19 protein-coding genes are annotated in these 21467 nt (G+C 38.0%); 7 read left to right on the top strand and 12 right to left on the bottom strand.

The window, feature by feature from the left end; all coding sequences use genetic code 11:
• Nucleotides 1-43: 43 nt before the first annotated feature.
• Genes AC0L7Q_RS18460 through tagH (AC0L7Q_RS18425) form a run of 8 tightly spaced genes read right to left on the bottom strand, consistent with a single transcriptional unit; the run spans nucleotide 44 to nucleotide 9458 of the window.
• Nucleotides 44-841, bottom strand: a complete 798-nt coding sequence (locus tag AC0L7Q_RS18460) for a PP2C family protein-serine/threonine phosphatase (RefSeq protein ID WP_413403551.1) — start codon at nucleotides 839-841, stop codon at nucleotides 44-46.
• Nucleotides 834-1562, bottom strand: coding sequence for a type VI secretion system-associated protein TagF (gene tagF / locus AC0L7Q_RS18455; protein WP_138605849.1), 729 nt, complete (start codon nucleotides 1560-1562; stop codon nucleotides 834-836). The genes AC0L7Q_RS18460 and tagF overlap by 8 nt, the downstream gene beginning before the upstream one ends.
• Nucleotides 1544-5053 carry a type VI secretion system membrane subunit TssM gene (gene tssM, locus AC0L7Q_RS18450; RefSeq protein WP_413403549.1) on the bottom strand — a complete coding sequence of 1170 codons (3510 nt, stop codon included), beginning with the start codon at nucleotides 5051-5053 and terminating at the stop codon, nucleotides 1544-1546. The genes tagF and tssM overlap by 19 nt, the downstream gene beginning before the upstream one ends.
• Before the next feature lie 10 nt (nucleotides 5054-5063).
• Nucleotides 5064-6344 carry a type VI secretion system protein TssL, long form gene (gene tssL, locus AC0L7Q_RS18445; protein WP_413403547.1) on the bottom strand — a complete coding sequence of 427 codons (1281 nt, stop codon included), beginning with the start codon at nucleotides 6342-6344 and terminating at the stop codon, nucleotides 5064-5066.
• Nucleotides 6345-6366: 22 nt separating this feature from the next.
• Nucleotides 6367-7695 carry a type VI secretion system baseplate subunit TssK gene (gene tssK / locus AC0L7Q_RS18440; protein WP_138605843.1) on the bottom strand — a complete coding sequence of 443 codons (1329 nt, stop codon included), beginning with the start codon at nucleotides 7693-7695 and terminating at the stop codon, nucleotides 6367-6369.
• 15 nt (nucleotides 7696-7710) lie between these two features.
• The gene (gene tssJ, locus AC0L7Q_RS18435) at nucleotides 7711-8175 is read right to left on the bottom strand and encodes a type VI secretion system lipoprotein TssJ (RefSeq protein WP_413403545.1); all 465 of its coding nucleotides are present in this window, start codon (nucleotides 8173-8175) and stop codon (nucleotides 7711-7713) included.
• A gap of 15 nt (nucleotides 8176-8190) precedes the next feature.
• Complete coding sequence (tagH, locus tag AC0L7Q_RS18430) at nucleotides 8191-8787, bottom strand: type VI secretion system-associated FHA domain protein TagH (RefSeq protein WP_418157357.1); 597 nt, start codon at nucleotides 8785-8787, stop codon at nucleotides 8191-8193.
• 5 nt (nucleotides 8788-8792) lie between these two features.
• Nucleotides 8793-9458 carry a type VI secretion system-associated FHA domain protein TagH gene (gene tagH / locus AC0L7Q_RS18425; RefSeq protein WP_418157356.1) on the bottom strand — a complete coding sequence of 222 codons (666 nt, stop codon included), beginning with the start codon at nucleotides 9456-9458 and terminating at the stop codon, nucleotides 8793-8795.
• A gap of 393 nt (nucleotides 9459-9851) precedes the next feature.
• Here tagH (AC0L7Q_RS18425) and AC0L7Q_RS18420 point away from each other — a divergent pair, with 393 nt between their 5' ends.
• Together AC0L7Q_RS18420 and AC0L7Q_RS18415 are read left to right on the top strand one after the other, a co-directional pair.
• A complete protein-coding gene (locus AC0L7Q_RS18420; RefSeq protein WP_413403541.1) occupies nucleotides 9852-11825 on the top strand; it encodes a serine/threonine-protein kinase in 1974 nt (657 codons plus the stop codon).
• A gap of 177 nt (nucleotides 11826-12002) precedes the next feature.
• Nucleotides 12003-12347 (top strand): PEGA domain-containing protein, encoded by a 345-nt coding sequence (locus AC0L7Q_RS18415; protein ID WP_138605835.1) that lies wholly within the window; start codon nucleotides 12003-12005, stop codon nucleotides 12345-12347.
• Nucleotides 12348-12394: 47 nt separating this feature from the next.
• On the opposite strand, the gene AC0L7Q_RS18410 is transcribed toward AC0L7Q_RS18415, so the two are convergent.
• Nucleotides 12395-12754, bottom strand: coding sequence for a DUF1294 domain-containing protein (locus AC0L7Q_RS18410; RefSeq protein ID WP_409425646.1), 360 nt, complete (start codon nucleotides 12752-12754; stop codon nucleotides 12395-12397).
• Nucleotides 12755-12802: 48 nt separating this feature from the next.
• Here AC0L7Q_RS18410 and AC0L7Q_RS18405 point away from each other — a divergent pair, with 48 nt between their 5' ends.
• Complete coding sequence (locus AC0L7Q_RS18405; RefSeq protein ID WP_413403538.1) at nucleotides 12803-13333, top strand: hypothetical protein; 531 nt, start codon at nucleotides 12803-12805, stop codon at nucleotides 13331-13333.
• A 59-nt stretch (nucleotides 13334-13392) separates the two neighbouring features.
• Here the strand turns inward: AC0L7Q_RS18405 and AC0L7Q_RS18400 are convergent, their stop codons facing one another.
• Nucleotides 13393-13935, bottom strand: a complete 543-nt coding sequence (locus AC0L7Q_RS18400; protein ID WP_008108932.1) for a carboxymuconolactone decarboxylase family protein — start codon at nucleotides 13933-13935, stop codon at nucleotides 13393-13395.
• 112 nt (nucleotides 13936-14047) lie between these two features.
• Between AC0L7Q_RS18400 and AC0L7Q_RS18395 the strand changes: the two genes are divergently transcribed.
• Nucleotides 14048-14635 (top strand): TetR/AcrR family transcriptional regulator, encoded by a 588-nt coding sequence (locus AC0L7Q_RS18395; protein WP_413403536.1) that lies wholly within the window; start codon nucleotides 14048-14050, stop codon nucleotides 14633-14635.
• Nucleotides 14636-14700: 65 nt separating this feature from the next.
• On the opposite strand, the gene AC0L7Q_RS18390 is transcribed toward AC0L7Q_RS18395, so the two are convergent.
• Together AC0L7Q_RS18390 and AC0L7Q_RS18385 are read right to left on the bottom strand one after the other, a co-directional pair.
• A complete protein-coding gene (locus AC0L7Q_RS18390) occupies nucleotides 14701-16818 on the bottom strand; it encodes a methyl-accepting chemotaxis protein (protein ID WP_409425643.1) in 2118 nt (705 codons plus the stop codon).
• A gap of 834 nt (nucleotides 16819-17652) precedes the next feature.
• On the bottom strand, nucleotides 17653-18081 hold the full coding sequence (locus AC0L7Q_RS18385) for an organic hydroperoxide resistance protein (RefSeq protein WP_413403533.1): 429 nt from the start codon (nucleotides 18079-18081) through the stop codon (nucleotides 17653-17655).
• Nucleotides 18082-18210: 129 nt separating this feature from the next.
• Here AC0L7Q_RS18385 and AC0L7Q_RS18380 point away from each other — a divergent pair, with 129 nt between their 5' ends.
• From AC0L7Q_RS18380 to AC0L7Q_RS18370, 3 genes are all read left to right on the top strand, one after another.
• Nucleotides 18211-18672 (top strand): MarR family winged helix-turn-helix transcriptional regulator, encoded by a 462-nt coding sequence (locus AC0L7Q_RS18380; protein WP_413403531.1) that lies wholly within the window; start codon nucleotides 18211-18213, stop codon nucleotides 18670-18672.
• Between the two features lie 377 nt (nucleotides 18673-19049).
• The gene (gene astB, locus AC0L7Q_RS18375; RefSeq protein WP_138605823.1) at nucleotides 19050-20396 is read left to right on the top strand and encodes an N-succinylarginine dihydrolase; all 1347 of its coding nucleotides are present in this window, start codon (nucleotides 19050-19052) and stop codon (nucleotides 20394-20396) included.
• Between the two features lie 236 nt (nucleotides 20397-20632).
• Nucleotides 20633-21313: an SDR family oxidoreductase gene (locus AC0L7Q_RS18370; RefSeq protein ID WP_198522830.1), complete on the top strand. Its 681-nt coding sequence runs from the start codon at nucleotides 20633-20635 to the stop codon at nucleotides 21311-21313.
• The last annotated feature ends 154 nt before the right edge of the window (nucleotides 21314-21467 follow it).

Below are 21467 nucleotides of genomic sequence, written 5' to 3'. Positions count from 1 at the left end.
TTTACAACTTTTTTCTCAAATATACTAAAACAGGCTTAATCAGCTACTTAGTGAACAATGGAATCGTTGCCTCGTCTTGTAAATTACAAGATTGTATCGATTGATTGGCATCTACATCATCATATTTTACTAATATACAAGTTACGTTATCTTTAGCACCTCTGACTAACGAGGAGTGCATTAAAGCCATTCCTGAATCAATTATGCTACTTGGCTCTAATGACAAACATATGTCTTCATCTGATAATTCACCGGTAAGACCATCTGAACATAATAAAAAGATATCGCCCTTGTTTATATCACCCTCAATTACATCCACCTTCACTTCATCCATTACGCCAACAGCACGAGTAATAACGTTAGATAATGGGTGGTTTTTAGCTTCTTCAACAGAAATCATTCCCTCGTCGATTAAGTCATTAACTTGACTATGATCTCGAGAAACTTGCGTTAGTTTACCATTGCGTAATAAGTAAGCTCTGCTGTCACCAGCCCATAATATGTAATAGCGCTCATTCTTAACAAACAAAGCGGTTACCGTACTGCCTGCTGTTTTATTGCTTAAGTATTCAGCGCTATATTGAGTTAGTTGCTTATTTGCATCTTCTATGGCGCTAATAATGTGGTTTACGGTCAAGTCTTCTAGCCTTAGCTTTTCAACGGTAGTTCTAATCACATCAACCACTAATTGACTAGCAACTTCACCCGCTTCATGCCCACCCATTCCGTCAGCCACGACCCATAAGTTATGGCTGTTAATTTCCACGTGCGCATCTTCATTAAGCTGCCTCACTGCACCTCTATGAGTAATGGCATAACTTGTACTTAAATTACTAATCACTATTCTTTACCTGTGTGTAATTCCATTCCCAATGCTTCCAACGTCCATCCAGCATAGCGGCTACTTGATTAACCGGCGGCAAAGCTGACGTGATCAGTACCATAGGCTTAATATTGCAAGAACCATGAGTCCACCAAACACTGTAATCACCATACTTTTTATGTAAAATCGCATGCATGGCATCTTGTAAAATATGGTCGCTTAACTCAGTGCCTGAAAACTCTAGAGCGATTGCTTGTTTGTTTTTATCTTTTGAATTGGCATAACTTACTTGCTTTTTATTTGCAGCAACGTCACTTAGTGTACTAGCCAGTTCTTTTCGCCAAGAAAACAAATCCACGGAGCCATCAAGTACTTTAAGAACAGCATCTTCGTATTCTAGAGAAAAAACACCAGAATGAAGCACATCAACCGGAGCAATATGAGTTGCACGAGTAACAGTGAGTGGATAGTGCCTTCCTACTGCATCCATACTGGGTAATAACGTACCCATAATGCCAGTATCACCAACAATGTTTGGGCTCAATGCAAAGTGCCAAACCGGGCCAGTAAGGTAGCTTTCTTGCCAAACATCACCAAGTTGCTCTTTACTCACAGCGATGGCAGCTTGCAGCCATTGCTCCCAATGCTCTGAGAACTCTTTAGTTACATTATCTTGAACAAAGTCGCCTAAACAAGGAACCTTGCCAAGATAACCAATATCTACAATCGGGTCGGACATGAAAACTTCTCTACACTGCTGTTCCAAAACGGATGCCTGATTGAGCTAGGCAGTAATTCTACTTTTGCGTTGTTACCCATCAAGGAGAAATGTAACTCTAGATCTTGACGTGTTTTGCTGCGCTTTTCGCTTAGCTCATCTAGCATTCGATAAAGTGACCACTCACCTTGATAAGTTGTATTAATTGAACGTCCACCGTTTGGTGGTGTAAACACAACGCGGGTTTTACTTTGACCACTAGCGCCAGGCCATACAAAATTTGTAACCTTAAGGGGACCATGGCGATAAATCATTGACTGGCCATCAATTTCAATCATTAAACTAGATACCGTTTTATCTAAATTAAAAGTACGTAAGCCAAACTCAATTCGAGGGGTATCACTACCACGTTCAAAAAATGCGGTTTGAATTTTGAAAGCATGCTCAAACATTTTTAAGGTGTTATTGCTAATACCAATATCTTTTTCAAATTTCCACGGGCTAGAGCTCATATCCACACTCGGAGCTACATAGCTATTAAAAAAGTTATCTATGGTGCCATTAGGGCCAAAGAAGCGAGTAAAGTCTTTAATGCTTACCTCTTTTTCAGCCTGCGGAGCAAATGGGTAACGCCCCACAATTGCCGCGTTATACTCGCGCAACACTTTGCTTTTCCAAATTTCATTTAAATGTCTGTTGGCACTATTTTTGGTGATGTTGCTAGTATCTCTACTTATATCAAGTAACCAACTATTGAACGGATATGGCAAATCACTACTTTGGTACTCTAATTGACGAATAAAACTCGGTTTACTCTTACCACTTATTTGATCTTTAATTGAGTATTTAAGCTGGTCGCCTCTATCAAGTTTAGTTAGATAAATATTCAACTCTCTTAAGTTTTTCTGAATATTATCAAGCTGCTGAATGTCTATATCGATAATGTCTTCAAACGCCTCTTCGACTTGATAGCCCGGTAGCTCTACCTCAAACTTAGGCGCCTCGTCAGGTAAAAAGCGTTTAATTCGATTTGCTTTCGTTTGCATCGCAACCTTAGCTGCATTCGCGGCAATATCCCCTGCGACCTTTTGGTTTTCAGAGATAGGTAGCTTAGTTAATTGAACATTCTTTTTAACTGCATTGATGATATTTTTTATTGGCGCTTCTGAGCCTGCTAAAACATCAGTAATGTTCACACCCTCAGCAGGTGAGCTGTACTGATTAAGACTCAAGTCATCTAAAAACGACTGCCAATAATAAATATAATCTTGAAAATAACGTTGCTCTAGCTTCTTTTCTATCTCTGCTTTAGAAATATCATACGTGCCTGAGGCTTCTTGGCCATACACCCAGCTACTGGCCATTAAGTTGCCAAGCATTTTCCCTTTTTCAATATTAAAAATGCCATGGAAACCGTTAAAAGTGTATAAACCTGGAATACTGCGCGTTAGATCACCATTATTACGAAACGTAAACTTTTGCGCACTTTCAAAGCTAATAATATCGGTTAATCTAAAAGGCGGAATACTGCTATCAAGAAAATCAGCTTGAAGTCGTTGGTATGCTCTTTCTGCAATCGGTAGTTTCGTAAGTTCTGCACGAGCTACTCGAACCGCCTGATTATCTATTTCAGTTTGTGTTACGCCCTCTTTTAACAACGCAGCAATATGGTTCATCAGCTCATTACGCGTCTGCATGTTCAAATCACCAGGCAAATTTCTATCTAAATATGCACTAAACCAAACGTAAATATCTTCACTTTCAAAATATTCAGGTTTAAATAACATTAAGTAGCATCTGAGCGTTTCATATAGATAGCTCAGATGTTCTGAATGAGCCTCCATTTCCTTTATTAACGTGTTTGCAATGAAGGGCTCTAAATAGGTTTGTAAGGAACGTTTATAAGCATTAGTAGAAGATTCTTTAATTTCAGTAAGCTTATTAAAGCCAACTGAAGATGCATCTTCAGGATCAATTAACTGAGCATTGGTTGCTGGCAAGTTTCTCAATGCATTTAATCGGTCATTTAGTACCAGTAGATTATTTCTATCAAAAGAGGATGCATCTAATTCTTGGTAGGTGGTAATTGCTTCATCTGTGGCATCAATTAAGTTGCTATTCCAAGCAAAGCTAAAATACCAAGAAATTGAAAAACCGAACAAAGCAATACACGCAAGTGACACACTAGCAACTCGAAGCCACTTATTTTGTTTGTCATGGTGTTTGTTAGTACTTGCTAAGTTTTGCTCAGGAAAAATAACGCTCTCTAAAACATTTTTAATAAAAAAACTTTTAGATTGGTTTATATAATCGGTTTTACCTGCACTAGCATCATTTAAAAAGCTTGAAGGGGTACCCTCTTGAGTGGCGCTGGTTAAATACACGCCTCTGAACATAGGTAACTCTTCATAAGCGTTAGGAGTAAAAATCTCTTTTAAGAAGTCATCAGCTACCCCTTGTAGCACACGTAGCTGTCTGGGGAATTCAAAGATTTTAGCTCGAATAGCTTCATTGCGCTCGTTGATCAGTCGGCGGTTCAACATCTCTGTAAGTTTAGAAATTAAAGCATGGAATTCTTTGTTGAATGCATCGACTTGAGTATCTTTATCTAAATCAAGCTCAAAGGTGATCCCCCAGACTTGTTCACATTCTTCCTCTGTAAGTTCGCCAAAGAACTCCCTGAATCCTTCAATTAAATCTACTTTAGAAAAAATAACATAGACAGGAAATGTCATACCAAGCTGGTTTTGTAGTTCTTGAAGGCGTTGTTTTATAGCTCGTGCATGAAGGTTTCGCTCAGTTTTGGTCTGACTCATAAGTTCAGAAATACCCATACTGATCATTACCCCATTTATAGGGCGTAATGGGCGATGTTTTCTTAGTAACCCGAGAAAGCCTTCCCATGCTCTAGAGTCGTGTTTAGCGTGGCTACTTTGCGTTGTGTAACGACCAGCTGTATCGATTAATACCGCTTTATTGGTAAACCACCAATCACAATTGCGCGTACCACCAACACCATGCACTAAATCAACTCCAAGCTTATCCTTTAATGGGTAATCTAGGCCTGAATTATGAATAACCGTTGTTTTACCTGCGCCAGGTGGACCAATCATGATATACCAAGGTAATTGGTATATATTTTTACCTTTAAATAGTTTTACGTCTTTGAGTAAATCTATGGCTTCATTCATTCTGGTTTTTAAGGTGGTTATTTCTTCGTTAACTTCACTACTATTTGCATCGTTGTTATCTATTAACTCATCTGCCATTTTTTCATCACGTTTGCTTTGCTGCATAAGGCGATAAATTTTAGTCACAGAAAAAACAAGTAGTATCAATAAAATAGTTAGTAGTCTTGCTGCAACACCGGCTAGCGGTACATAATCTGCAATCGCAATTAGGGGACCACCGAACCAAATTAATAATGATAAGGCTAAAAAACCGATAATTAAAATAGCGGTTCGAGACGTTAGTGCGTAGGTTATTTTTTTAAATTTTTGTGAGAAACTCATTACAGCCTCATTAAAATAATAGATCGATTTCAATTCTGCGGTTTAACGACCGAGAAGCTGAATCTGAATTGCTGGCGATAGGCTCTGCTGCGCCCTTTCCTTCTGGCCATAGACGACCGCTCAAATTGGTGCTTTTAGCCATTAAATTAGCAACTTGTGTTGCTCTAGCTAAAGATAGATGCCAATTAGAAGGGTACTTATCAGTACTAATTGGTAAGTCATCTGTATGACCTGTTATGAGGACTCGCCCTTTAGTTCCTTCTAGGCTTAACGCTAACTTTTCTAAAATAGGCTGGAATGAAGGGAGAAGTTGTGCGTCTCCTTGCTTAAACAAGTTTTCACTATTAATTGTAATGCGGATCCCATCGGAGGTTTTAGCAACGGCGACAATCCCCATTTTAATCTCTGTTTGCAACAACTGTTCAAGTACTCGTAATTGCTGATCTTTTTTATCAACAGTTTGGTTAACTGCTAAGGGGTGAATACCTGCTAGCTTTTCATTAATAGCTACAACATCGTTATTCAGCTTCATATTTATTGATAAATAGATCATCAATAATATGAGCCCCAATACCGAAAATATGACCCAAAGTGGAACTTGATTTCTCAGTTCAACACCCGCTGCTACTCTTTGCTTCCAGTTTGGAGACAGCTTATTGTTAATTGGCCCATTAAGTTGGTTTAATAAATGATAGAGTTGTGAACGGTATTCTTCGATTTTTGTATCACCACCAGCACCTAGGCGATATTTACCTTTAAAACCTAAATTCAAGCAGTGATATTGCAACTCTAAAAATTGTTGATTTCTCTCTGGTTGAGCTAAGCCTGAATCAAGTAGCGTGTAAAAATATTCACCGCCAAAGGTTTCTTTATGAAAGGTAGAAAGTAGGCTTTCATCCGCCCACTCCATTGAACTCCATTTTGAGTTCAATACAGACTCATCAAGAATGGCGCACAAACAATAGCGCGAATTATTGATCACTTCTTTTGATAAGTGCTGATTGCGAACTTCTACTTCAAATCGCTTGATAGCCTCAACACAACGATGTTTAAGCGCTGCAAGGTTGCTCATTTCAAGCGATTGATTGATTGAAATTACAAGAGAAAAACAATCGGTTGCCGCTTCTAACAAAGGGTTTTTAAATATCGATACTTTGTTACTACCTAATGATTTTGCAGAAGGCGGCTCGACCGACATCACTGTTTTATCAGCATCATTTTGTGCCGGGTTGCTACTTGGCGTATTTCGCCCTAATCGACCTGGGCGAGGTTTGATAATGGTTTCGTCCATTGAAACTCTTCCTTTTAAAAAGTTAAGTTCTTATCGCCCAAAGGCTTAATTGTAGCTCTGGGTAGTTTCCTGAGAGGTGAATAGCAATTCCCCCACTAGAACGTAATTTATCCCAATGTTCACCATGCCTATTTAATTCAAAATAATGAAAGCCAGCATGATAAGGAATTTGTCTTGGTGCTGTTGGTAAATTACTAATCGTAATACCTGGAATTTGGTTATTTACCAGATCTCGAATAGTTTCTACACTGCCAATTTTAATTTGCGAAGGTAGAATTTTTCTTAATTCTTCATGGGGCACACTTGCTTTAATTGCTAATACAAATTGAGCTGAATTGAGAATAGACTTATCTTTTAACGCACCAAAAGAAATACCAAATTTACTTTGCTCAAGTTTAATTTCAGTTGCTGTTTGCTCAATAACATGGCTCAACGACTGGTATAAAAAGTTAACCACTTCATTAAATACCTGCCCTAAATTAGTATGGTCATAATTGGGTAATTTAGGCACTCTCTTATTAGCAGTGCTGAAGGTTGATAACTCGCCCGCAAGCTCAATTAAACGACTGTAAAATACATTAGGGTGTAAACTATTGACACTAAGTAAGTTATTAAATATCGCATCATACTTATTTAATGTTTGTAGCATGATAAAATCTGCAACTGAAGAACTTCCTGCATAGCCCTGACTGAGCCTTGCGGCGATGCTTTCAGCGCGTTGCTTTATCATTGAGCCTATTTCTCTAACTAGCCCTGATAAAGGTTTACATTGCCCTACTTTTAAAGATGGAGGAATATACTTTGCATCTAACTTTATTTGCCCTTCACTACTTACATCTATAATTCTAGCTAAAGGTAATACGATATAGCCTGAGTGATCATCAGACGACAGCATCAATTTGCTATACACTTTCGCAACTTGAATAATTTCTTGAGATTGCGCTCCTAATAAATCATCGCTCACAGACAGGTCATTGAGTTTATAACGAGTCACTGTATTATCGTCGGCTGAAGATATATTAATCCCGCTATTTTTTAGCGCAGGGATGGCAAGATAAACAACTTCATCAAAAACATCTTTATTAACCACCAACGGTTCAGGTAGCGACGTTGATTGAGGCATATCTATTGGTAATAAGTCTGGAGTGATTGCTGATAATGCGTCCACGGCAAACTGCCCGCTGTTAAGTAATTCATTATCAATACTTATATCAATTATCCCCCATGGATCAGCAAGGTTGCCACTGCAAACTTGCTTGATAACATTGGAAATATATTTGTCTGCTTGTTGGAAGTGCTGAGGTCTTAAAAACATTCCTTCAGTCCAAGCAACACGAGTGTTATCACCCATTTTAAAAATCCTTTTTTATTGCTCTCTCATGTATGTCGCAATTGCTTCTACATTAATATTGATATCGTCATAGCCGGTAGGGTCAACTTCTATAACCGCTCTCCACCTTGCTTGGTCTATATTTCTATAAGCAACAACAACCCCAACGTAACGAGTATTACGATTAAGGCTCATTTTATATTGCTGCACAGAATCAGGCTGAAGTTCTAATTCATCTTTTTTTAATAAGTCAGGTCCGAGGATCTTTTCTGGTGTGTCGTACAAGCTAAAAAAGTCCTGCGTGTCAAAAATAGTTCTTGAGCTGAGCTCAAAAATTTTCATTACCACTGGAGAAGGACGTTCTGATGTATCTGGATTAACATTTTTAGATACATTAATGATCAGATCGGTAGAAGGGGGTACGATTTTATTCATCGTAGAACATCCCATTACCAAAAATAGTAAACTAAAACTCAATAAGTAGAGCTTAACTTTGTACATTATTTACTTTCCTTTCTAGTGCGTTTCTTTGATTCGATCGTTGTATGCCTTTAAGAAATCATCTGACATTGCCATGGCGCCTTTAGTGTTCACTTCCTGAGAAATATCATCATATAAACTTTGATATAATTTCCAGCATTTAGACTCTATTTGACCAGGGATAATTTTTAACACGTTAGAATTATCGTTTGCCTGTTGATTAATTTGCATGGGAGAAACCTGCGACAACATCCCTTTTAACACGCCATCTGCACCAGCGAGTAATGCATGCTCATGCTTACGTGTGTCTATAAAACTTTCTTTAATAGATTCATTCGAAGACAGAAAGCTTGCACTATTTTTTATGAACAAGTTCTGAATAACGTCATCAATGTTGGCAGAAAATTTTAATGGATTGTTTTGCTCAGCCTGAAACATCGTATGATTCAATCTTAATTTGTTTTTTACAATCGCGCGTTGACGTAAAGATTCCATAAGCTCAGTGAGCAATAAATTAAGCCCTTGGCCCATTTCAAACCACAGCTTTTCATTATCTAACGAATTTTTAAGTTCCTCTTTAATTCCCAACCCTTTTAAAAACGCATCTGATAACGCCTTGTCACTTTGAACCACGTTTTTTACTGGTGCAGACTGTATCTCAGGCTTGTGCTCATTAGCGTGGCTATTTGAACGGGGGGTTCTTGAATAGGCGCAGGAGTATCAACAGGTGCTGATGAATTGCTAACATTATTGCCAATGTCAAAATCATCGGTATTCATAAGTCGCGTTAATTCATCCCAGTCTTCAGGAATATGATTATCAGTTTGTTGCTGCGCAGTCACTGATATCTCAGGCATCGACTCATTCATAATCGAGTCATCGAATGAAGGTATAGACTGCTCAGCCGGTTGAGAATTTTGCGCAGCGAAAGTATCTACTGATTGAAAATGACTTGGAGCAGAATTACTCACATCGGCTTGTTGAGCTGATGTTAGCACCACATTGACTTGAAAATCGCCAATGGTTAACACGTCACTGTCTGATAAACGTTGTTTGTTGCCTTGACCAAGCGGCGCTACGGCAAAATTGATAAATAATCCATTGGTTGAATTATCGTATACGTAAAAAGAGTCACCTTCTTTTTCTATTATGCCGTGTTTACTTGAGATTATTTTTTCGGGATCAGGTAAGTGCCAATCGCACGCTTCAGAGCGACCAAAAGTTAATGAATCTGTTACAGTTTTAGTGGCTTCTATTTCAGGTGAAAGTCTGTGATAACTAGTGATGTTTAGTATCAGTTCCATTTGATAAGTCAGTCCCTTATATCATTATTGTGAACAGGATAAAGTAGAAGCGAAACTATTGTCAACATTGAAATTAACACAAGAAAATATTGCGCTATTGATTTTGTCTCTAAAACAAGACGTTTGATAAACAAATTATACAGCGATGAAATATTTTACCGTAATGCTTTATAACTAGACCGAAAATAGCCTTCTTAGAGACTCCTTCTAGCTTTAAACCGACTTTTTCAATTTACAGTAAGGGAAATTTACCAACGATAATATGTCATTCAGGCATTGCTATAATTGTATATTTTTGTAAAATACATGCTCATATCAGAGGGAAAATTGATAGATAAGCAGAGAATATTTACCTTTGTAATTATTTAACTTAACACAATAAAAGGATTTTTTATGAGCAGTACTAATGATCACAACGATAAAACTCAGATTGCTTCCCTAGACTCAAACACAAAAAAAACGTCAAACATTCGCAAGCAAAATCTACTTGGCAAAAAAATATCTGGCCGCTATTTAATTGAAGAGCTGATTGGCCAAGGCGGTATGTGTTATATCTATCGGGCGCGCGATACTTTTTTAGAAAACGGTAATCGCTCAGAAGCATCGGTAGCAATTAAAGTACTTCAAGAAGAATTCTCAAGCTCTGAAGAAGCTATCTCACTACTAAAAGATGAAACAGCAAAAACGCAACAGCTTTCCCACCCAAGTATTGTCAAAGTGTACTCAGCGGACTCTGACGGCGATCTATATTATGTCACTATGGAGTTAATTGAAGGGGAAACACTAGAACAAATTATTAAACGAAACAAACCCTCTGGCTTAGCGTTTAAAAAAGCAAAAACTATTTTAAAGCAATTAACTGACGCTCTTGTATATGCCCACTCGCGTGGCGTCATTCATAACGACCTCAAGCCTTCAAATATTATTTTTGATTCTAACGGTAACCTTAAGGTACTTGACTTTGGTATTGCCAAACATAAAAGCTTAGACGATCAATACGCTGTAAGAAATGACAGTGAGCTGGCGACAATTGGGGGCTATACACCAACATATGCAAGCCCGGAGCAATTAAAGGGTGGTGAAGCTGCCGTTAAAGATGATGTATTTTCATTTGCATGCATTGCTTATGAACTTCTCAGCAGTAAACACCCATTTAACCGTATTGCTGCAGATAAAGTTCCTAAAAATACAACAATCAAAAAACCAAGCAATTGCCCTCTTCTTTTGTGGAACAATTTGAATAAGGCGTTATCTTTGAGCTCTAGTCAAAGACTTGAATCATTAGAGCCAATATCAAAAACACTTACAACAAACTTAAACCCCGCTATTTTTGCTACAGCAGCGAGCATAGCCATTATTGCTTTGATTACGCAAAACTATTACTCAAATTCAGATAATACCAAACAATTACAGGCACAACTTGATAATGCCAAAGCAATTAATCAGCAAGTAGAAGCGTGGATGTCTTGGCAAGGGCCAACAATTTTAAACAAACTTGAACAAATCCCGCCACAATATGAAGTGCTTAAACAAGGGTTACTAAGATCAAACCAGCAAAGCATATTAGAGAGCTTTAACGATGAAGCTAATCAGTTTAATAATATCGCTGGTCGTAAATTTAAAGATTTCGATAAAATTATAGCCGTTTACTCTGATGCATTAAATTATTACCCTGATTCAGAAAAACTATCAATGCAATTAGAAAGTGTGCTTAGGGAACGCCAATCAATTATTTTTGATATTACAGCCAGAATCGATTTATTACTCGAACAGTCACGTTATAACGAAGAGCAGCCAAATAGTATTGCCCACTTGATTTTTGACTTAAAAGAAGTTGATAAAACTTACCGTTATCAGCCTACAGATCTTCACCTTGATAATTTTACAGTTGCGTTAAATACCGCGATAGAAAGTGACGATGTGATCACCCAAAAAGTCCTTTTAAATGTAGGTAAAATCGTTTTTACAAACAACAAAAAAGCGGATGAGTTACTAGCAAATTTAATGCAGCGAGAGTCTGCTATTAATGCATTAACTGCGTATCAGCAAAAGATTAATTTAGGCGAACAGGCAGACTTTCCTCGTGCCGATGCCGTGGTGTTTTATGGTCCTAAGTTTCAACGATTCTCTGCTCAGTTAGAAACAATAGAAGATCATAAAGCGTTAATGGAATTCGAAGAATTTATTAAATCTGAATCAACAGCATTACCGGATGACTTCTCACTTTTAATTTCGTTGAGAAAAGAATTGTCGAGACGTTACATCAGTACAGCAAACGATTTAATGAAAAAAAGAATGTATAAAGCCGCTGAACGTTTAGTTGAAAAAAGTGAAGCGATTACTCAGTCGTTAGACAAGATTCTCTAAAAATGCGTTTGTTTATTGTTCAAAAATAACACAGCGGTGATTGAATAACGATTGCATAGCTATTAGACTAAAATCAAAATACAGACAACAAAGTCAAGGACGACGAGTGCATTCATATCATCATACACTCCGCCAAGATTTTACATATTTAGACTTTTTATAATTTATGGAGTACCTATGAAAAATTTAAGCTTGCTAGCTGCAGCACTCATACTCACTGGCTGTTCAGCAACATCTAAAACAAACAAAACTGAAGATGTTGTTATTGAGCCAACTCCTCAAATGAGCGAAGAAAATGCACCAATATCACTTACGGTTATCACTAACCCAGCCGACTCTAGAGTTCGTATAATGAATATAGTGCCTGTGTATCAAGATGCTATTGAACTAGATGCAGGTAAATATGATATTGAAGTAAGCAAGGCAGGTTATATTACTTATAGAAAATGGATAACGGTTGATAAAAAAACTATCTTAACCATAGAGCTCGATGAAAAACAATCAAGTCAATCTGCGCAATAGACTGTTTAATGCAGTAAAATGCCTTTTTAAATAAAGGCATTTTAACATTAATAATAAACATACCAAATATAACCGCCCAAGCTTAAATTCACCGCTATACACAACCACAATACCACTATAAATACGCGCTTTTTTGACTTATGCCGTAAAGTTTGCTGCGCGATAAGTGCGCCTGGCCATCCTCCTAATAAAGCACAGAGATGTAAATGTCGCTCAGGTATACGACTTACTTGTTTACGATTCGACTGCACTGCTTTTCGTTTATCCCAGGCATAATATAAAAAAGTAATACCACTGAGTAATGAAATATATATCGGTATGAACATCTCAATTTTATGATTTAAATAAGCAAGCCATATTGCAGCTATAAACATACTCGAAAATATAATTAAGGTACTTTTTATCAAAAATAATCGCCTATAATGAAAATAATAAAAAAACACTTAGGTTAAATTATGACATATTTTAAGGCCGCGATGCTGCTGTTATCTCTATCTATATTTAGTATTCAAGCAAATAATGAAGCAGACTTACTAGCGCCAGAACTTGCGATATTTACGCCTTACTTAGGCACATGGCAAGCGGATTTCAATACCGAAACAGGTCAGCCAAGCATTCAAGATGTCAGTAATTGGCAGCGCGCACTTAATGGTAAAGCCATTCGTACTTCACACTCGATTAATGAGGGTGAGTATGGAGGGGAGTCAATGATTTTCTATGATCGTAAAAAACAATCACTGGTTTTCTATTACTTCACAACAGCTGGTTTTTATACTAAAGGCGTCATGAAAGTGCTGAGCCCAACGCAATTTGTGGCTTATGAAGATGTTACTGGTAGCAAAGAAGGGATCACTAAAGTTAAATCAACCAGTGAATTTAAAGATCAACAGTTTGTTGTTTCTACCTCTTATTTAAAAAAAGGAGAGTGGACTAAACCGGAACAGCGTATTTATACTCGCAGTACAAAAACCGTTAAATTTAAGTAACTTTGGACTTAAAGCTCAAAAGACAGCCTAGGCTGCCTTTATTATTTATAAAACCGATATTATTTTGCGAATTTTTTAAATGGTTCGTCAACTGGTGTATCAGCTAGGTGATTGGTGTAATTGCTCATTACTTTTTGCGATAAACCAACAATTATTTCTAGCAGTTGCTGTTTACCGTAACCTACTGCAAAAAATTTCTCAATTTGCTCATTGCTAATTACGCCACGATTGCGTGTCATTGCAAGCGTTGTTTCACGCAGCGTTTCAAGTTTTGCATCTGCAAGTGGTGTTTCATTAACCAGTGCATCAACAATACCTTGATCAACTTTCATTGAAGCGGCAATTGCGCTGTGTGCTGGTACACAGTAATGGCATTCGTGCTCAACATTAATTGACTGCCATACCACTGTTAGCTCTTCTGCGTTAAACGATGTTTTTTGAAATAAGTCGTGCAGTACTTGGTAGCCTTTAAGTAGCGTAGGTGCTTCTGCCATTACTGCATGAAGGTTTGGCACCATACCAAATGCTGCTACTGAATCAGCCATAAGCGATTTTGATTCTTCAGGTGCGTTGTCTTGAGTATATAACGTAAATTCTGCCATGTTCTGCTCCAATAAATTAATGTAATTAACTAACTTCGAAACACATACTATTTGATTTTGAGCGACTGCTCAAGTTAAAATTGAACAGTCGCTCAATTTAATAGAAACTATTATGGCCAATAAAGTTAAATTTGAACGCGAGCAAGTTGTTCGTGCCGCTAGTCAATTATTCTGGGAGAAGGGCTTTCATGCTACATCCACTCGCGATTTACAAGATGCAATTAACATGCGTCCTGGCAGCATTTATGCAGCATTTGGCTCTAAAGAAGGTTTATATTGTGAAGCGATAAAAAACTATGCCAAGCAAATGCAAAGCTTAATAAATGAGCGTTTAGTATCATGCAGCAGTATTCTTGACGCACTTCAAGATTTTGTAGAGTATGTTGTTATTTCCTCAAAAAGTAATACTCCAAGTGCTATCTGCATGTTAGTAAAAGCTAATAATGAGTTTATTGAGAAAGACAGTTATCTTTACCAAATCAGTGTAGAGCTAATGATAGACTTTGAACATTACCTTACTGAACTATTTACACTCGCCATAGCTGCTAAAGAGCTAAGCGGAAAAATTGCCGCTATAGATTATGCTCGTTTTTTCCAAATACAATTTACTGGCTTACGTAATTATTTTAATCGACCAAATGTAGAGCATTTAGCCGAACCAATGATCGAAAACATGTTTTCACTCATGAAGAGTCTTTAGCCGAAAATAAAAAAGCAGCTAATCTAAATTAGCTGCCTTTTTAATTTAAAAACAAAGTTCCACGATTAGGTTTTTAATTTATTAAGCTCAGAGTCTTGCTGCGCAACCAGTTTATTCAGTTCTTCACTGCTGTCGCCTGCCTGAGCAGATAAATCTGAAAGCTGTGAGGCGGCATCAGAAATTATTGTCAAATTGCGATTTATTTCTTCGGTGACTAGGCTTTGTTCTTCTGCAGCCGTTGCAATATGGGTAATTTGATTGGTTATTTCATCTACTTTCACAACCACACTGTGCAGTGCATCAAAAGCCGTTGAGGTTTCATCTACTGCAGTTTCGGCGCGTACTACACCTTTTTCAATAACAGTTGATGCATTACCTACTTCTGAAAGTAAGCTGTCGATTAAACTACTAATGTCATCGGTTGATGAACGTGTTTTAGATGCTAAAGCTCTAACCTCATCAGCAACAACGGCAAAACCACGTCCGTGCTCCCCTGCTCGCGCAGCCTCAATAGCTGCGTTTAGCGCTAGTAAGTTAGTTTGTTCAGAGATAGTTCGGATCACATCAAGTATTTGGGTAATATCATTACTACGCGATGCTACTTTCTCTACCGCCTGGTTAGCTTCTTTAATTTCCTCTGACATAGTTTTAACTTGCGTCATAGCTGATGATAAGCTCGATTCGCTACTTACCACTAGGGTATTAATTTCATCTGCTTGTTGCGCCGATTGCTCTGAAGCTTTTGCCACTTCAAGTGCTGTCGCGCTCATTTCGTTCATTGCAGTAACCACACTTTCAATTTCTTTAAACTGTGCTTGCACATTGTGCTTGGTTTCTACCGCAATGTTCGAAGTAACCTCACCTTGGTGTTTGGTTTGATCTGAGACCGCTTTTAGCTCACTGATCAATTCACGAAGTTTTGATAAAAACTTATTAAACCCTCCCGCTAGTGCAATCAATTCAGCGTGAGTATCTACATGAAGAGTTTGAGTTAAATCGCCTTCAGAGCTTGCTAAGTTGTCAACGCGTTCCTGAATTTGCTGCAGTGGCGCTACAACACTACCTACAACGAGCTTCATTACTATAAATGCCAATACCGCAATCACAGTACCGGTGATCAAAATAATCACACCCAGCTCTTTTGCTGCCTCAGACATGCCTGCAGTTAATTGAATTGGCCCCTCAAAAGCAAGCTCCGCGGGTACTTCAATTAGCAGCATCCATTTCACATCGGCAAGCTTAATTTCAATTGGGTAAGACACCATTATTTCTGCGGCTTGCTTGTTAATTCCTTTAGTGCCTTTTAGTACTTTGTAACTTTCATAACTTTTAGCGCTAACAGCTTCTTTCAGTGGGCGCCCTAATTTTTCTTTATAATGACTGGTACCAACAATTAAGCCCAAATGGCTAAGTAACGTTACTTTTGCTTTGCCATCGTAAAGCGCATTTGAAAGCTCTTCTGTTAACTTTTGAAATACAGGTAAGGTAATATCAGCCCCAGTTACACCAACAAACTTGCCTGATTTAATAACGGGTACAACAAGTGAAGTCATCATTTCTGAGTAACCCGGTGTTATCTCATATAAGTAGGGTTCCATAATGCATGGTTTTAACTTGTCTTTAGCACACAAGTACCACTCTGCCTCACGTAAACCAAATTCATTTATTTTATCCGCGTATTTTTCTGCCGCGTCTTCAACGACCTGTTGTTCAACCAAGCCATTACTGCTTTTAGTGAAATAAATTTCTAATGTTCCAGCACCGGCAACAGAGTGATCATAGCCTTGAGTAAATTCGCTATCTTTACCATCAAAGCCGTTTTTTTCAAACTGAGAATATATAGAAGAAATAACATCGTTACTTTCTAATAACGAGCGATTTAAAGAAACAACTGAGTCACGTTCTATTGAGGCTTTGTCGGCATCTTCTAAAATGCTACCAAGCGAAAAGGGTATTCGGTAAGCTTCATTAATAAAGGCAGCGATTTTCTCACCATAGGCGGCTGCATTTGCTGTTAATCGACCATCCACCTCATTTACAATTAAAGTTTCGGCCTCAGCAGAAGTATTGGCATTACTCGATGAGAGTTTAGACCAGAGTATGCCTGAAAATAGTACCACCGTTAAAAGTATACTTCCGACGCTTATCCACAATAACTTTTTTGCTAACGCTATTTCCCGCATTTATAACTACCTTGCTTTACTTATTTATTTTTTAGTTTAGACCAATTTAAATAACATTTTATTAAATGTTTTAAATTAGCCTGAATAACGTAACCTCATTACCAACTACCATTTAACTTTGCTCATTTCGCCGCTGGGTTATTAGCACAACAACAAGCAAACACCTATCCACAGGCAAGGCTTTAGTCCATATAGTTTATACACTAATCATGAGAATACTGTTCCAACCTGTCGGCCAGTTACATCATCTATATAATATAAAATGTTACTGTATCACTTTTACAGATTTATCAATTAAGATAGCTATCCAAAGAGATATTGATTACCAATGTCACAAAAATCAGTAAACTCTGCGATAACAGCTAATCTATCGGCCGACTTTCTTGTTACTTTAGGGTTTTTTGTGTATGAATCAACAAGCTATTCCTGAGCGAGCCATAACACCGCTTATACACTCATGATAGCAATGGTAAATTTCATGACTAGGGCCTGTTAACCTTTCAGGGTTTAATTTTCAGTCATTTGGGTATTAGTAGAATGTTAAGCATTGAGTCGCACTCAATAGCAGCCTTTTCCTGCAACACTTTCACTACAGTTACTAAACTTCTAGGCCGAGAGCCAAATTACAATAAGTGTGGATGTGTTTTTAGCACCGCTGGTAACGTCGTTATTTTAATAAATTCAATTTTAGGTTAATCGAGTACAGTACTCACTGTTGTAAAGTGGAATTATCTATTTTTTCAATTCATGTTGAGCTTTATCGATATAGTAGCAAATAAAAAACACGCGATGATCACTCATGACGTGTTTTTATAAACCATATAAAGGGATAGATTAAATAACTGAAAGTTCTACCTCAATATTGCCGCGTGTTGCATTTGAATATGGACATACTTGATGTGCTTTATTTACCAGCTCTTGGGCGGCTGTTTTATCCATACTACCTAATGACACGGCCAGTTTTACCGCAATTCCAAAACCGCCGTCAATGGCACCAATAGATACCTCTGAGTTAATGTATGTATCGCTTGGTAATGCGATTTTTTCGCTACCGGCTACAAATTTAAGTGCGCCAATAAAACACGCTGCATACCCTGCTGCAAATAATTGCTCTGGATTAGTGCCTTGCCCATCGTCACCACCTAACCCTTTAGGCGTTGATAAGTTAACATCTAAACGACCATCATCCGATTTAGCAACGCCTTCACGTCCGCCTGTGGCCGTTGCTTTTGCTGTATAGGCTACATTTTGTAATACATTCATAGTGAACTCCTAACTTTAAAATTTTTACATTAATTATTTTGCATGCAAAATAATAAGACAGCTAAATTCTGATTGCAAATACTTTGTATGCAAATTAAAATAAAATATCTTGGAATGAAAGGTAATGAGATGTCATTTGAACAGTTAAAATTAAAAAATCAGTTATGCCATCGGTTATATATGGCATCTAACAGCATAGCCCGTGCCTATCGAGAGCCTCTAGCAGAGCTTAATCTTACTTATCCTCAGTATGTTGTAATGATGGCGCTGTGGGAGCAAGATGAAATAACCATCGCCGAGTTAATAGATAAAACCGCAATTGATGGTAGCGCGCTTACTCAAATATTAAAAAAAATGACCGGCAAGTCACTGCTGAATGTAATAAAAGACGAGCTCGATAAGCGCAAGCGATTGGTGAAATTGACTCATACGGGTCAATCTTTAAAACTTAAAGCTGCCGATATTCCAAAAACAATTTTTTGTAAATTTGACAGCATCGACACTAACCAAGCACAGCAATTAATGCAGTTACTCGATTTAATCGTTAGCGACTTAAACACTCAGACTGAAGATGAAAATTTCGATAGCTAAAGGCCATCCCAAGTTAGTGCAAACCTAGCGTAAATATATCCAATTTGGTGCTTACGCTTTTTTATAGTTTTGTTATAAAAAACTAACCTATTGATTATCATTCATAAAATATTCAAATAACAATTGGCATACTTCTTCCTTCTCTCTTATTGACGTTAGTAACATCAAGGAAAAAATCATGTCTAATTTATACAATACTCTTTATTTTTTATGGCGCTTAGATATAAGTGTATGGCAAGTAAATGAGCCTACAAATACGCATACCACCAGCGAAAAAGAGCGTATCTACTCGCGTTAAACTATTTTTGAACAGACTTTGCAAGCTACCTCATAGCGTTGTATTGTAAAAGACTATTTAATTGGTTAGTGGAACGTGTATGCATGCTTTAGAAGTTAATTTTGACGGCTTAGTCGGCCCTACTCACAACTACGCAGGTTTGTCGTATGGCAATGTTGCCTCGTTAAATAACGCGGCGAGTTTTTCAAATCCGCAAGAAGCTGTGTTGCAAGGCCTAGCTAAAATGAAAGCCATGCACGATAAAGGCTTAACCCAAGGGGTATTTGCTCCCCATGCACGCCCTGATTTAAATGTATTACGCCGCTTAGGGTTTACCGGCAACGATGCGCAAGTGATCAATAAAGCCTTTAAAGCCGACCCTATTTTGTTACGCGCCTGTTACTCTGCCTCTGCCATGTGGACAGCTAATGCTGCCACAGTATCACCATCACCTGATACCAACGATGGCAAAGTACATTTTACTGCGGCAAATCTTAATAATAAATTTCATCGTTCATTAGAGCCAAATACGACAACACGTTTGCTTAAAGCAATGTTCAGTAACGAACAATACTTTGCACATCATACACACTTACCTGAGCAAGGTTTTTTTGGTGATGAAGGTGCTGCAAACCATACTCGTTTATGCGACAGTCACGGTGAAACAGGTTTAGAACTATTTGTGTTTGGTGCAAGTGCCTTTAACAGTCAACTTGTTAAGCCAGCTAAATTCCCAGCAAGGCAAACATTGGAGGCGTCTGAGGCTATTTGTCGATTGCATAATATAAAAGATACCAGTCAAATATTATTGCAACAAAACCCTGATGTGATTGACCAAGGGGTGTTCCATAATGATGTAATTGCTGTAGGTAACGCCAATGTTTTACTTTGCCACCAGCAGGCGTTTTTAAATCAAACGCAAGCACTAGACGATATTCGCGAAGCCTACGTAGGTAACAAACAGCTGTATATTATTGAAGTGCCAACTAGCAAAGTGAGTATTCAAGATGCTGTTAGTAGTTATTTATTTAATAGCCAACTGGTTAGCATGAATGACGATGCAATGCTGCTCGTTGCCCCACAAGAGTGTCAGCGTAATCCTGCTGTAAAAGCCTACATTGAAGAGCTTATTATTGCCGATAACCCCATAAACCAAGTGCAGTTTTTTGATTTACGCCAAAGTATGCAAAATGGTGGTGGGCCCGCTTGTTTACGTCTACGCGTGGCGCTTAATAGCCATGAATTAGCGGCAGTAAACCCTGATGTTATTTTAAATGACGAAAAATATACTCAATTATGTGACTGGGCTACTCGCCATTACCGCGATAAACTCGGCGCTAACGACTTTGCAGACCCAGCTTTACTAACCGAAAGCTATCAAGCGCTTGATGAGTTAACCCAATTACTTAGTTTAGGATCTGTATACCCATTCCAATTAGAAGCTTAAGTGGTTTATTCTTTAAGGGTTTGAGCGCACGCTCAAACTCTTGACCTAATTTTCTTAAATTCAATTAAGGTTAAGTTTTTCACCTTATACTTGTACCTATACTCAATTATTCAAATACATATAACTCTATTTGCTAGATCCTGACAGTGCGTTTAAGCGATATCTAATCCTAAAACACTTACTAGAATGGGTCTTTACAATCAAGCTTGGCAGAATTCCATATAAGGAGACAAACCATGACAACACATAAAGTTATTTTAATTACCGGCGCATCAAGCGGCATTGGCGAGGCGACCGCCAAAACATTAGTTAATAATGGTCACAAAGTGATATTAACTGCGCGCAGTGAAGATAAACTCAATAAACTAGTTGACGAGTTAGGCCATGAAAACGCATTTAGCGTTTCAGCCGATGCCACTGAATTTAATGAACTTGAAAATGTGGTGAGTAAAGGCGTTGAAAAATTTGGCCGATTAGACGCGGCATTTGCTAACGCAGGCATGGGTGTGTCATCAGCTGGCACAGAAAACGGCGACCCTGAACAGTGGTCAGCCATGGTTGACCTTAACATTAAAGCGTTGTTGTGGACCGCAAAACTCACTTTGCCTCATTTACGTGAAAACCAAGGGCATTTTATTTTAACAAGCTCTGCAGCAGGAAGAAGACCCATTGATGGCTCTATATATGGTGCCACTAAATGGTTTGCTCATGGCTTTGGTCAAAACCTCGCAGAGGAAATGAAACCATGGCATGGTCGCTGTACCACTATTGCTCCAGGCATGGTGAATACGCCTTTTTTTGATGAAGCAAAACCCGATAAGCTCGACCCACAAGATGTGGCCGATGCGGTATTATTTGCTATTGAAGCTAATCAGCGTAATAGCGTACGCGAAATCTATTTAATGCCCACCAACTAATAAGTTAATCCAAAAGGCCAATACTTATTGGCCTTTTCTCTAAAAGTGCTTAATTTTGCTTTTGAGAATCGCTGTTAACTAAATCAATGAAAAGTCACGTATTGAAACCTCCCTTACCATGCTAAATCTCAACTTTATGTCTATTATATAAATA

Source organism: Pseudoalteromonas sp. KJ63-1, from assembly GCF_055808145.1.
Note: the sequence above shows the minus strand (reverse complement) of the source record. Positions and strands in the feature narration are given on the sequence as shown.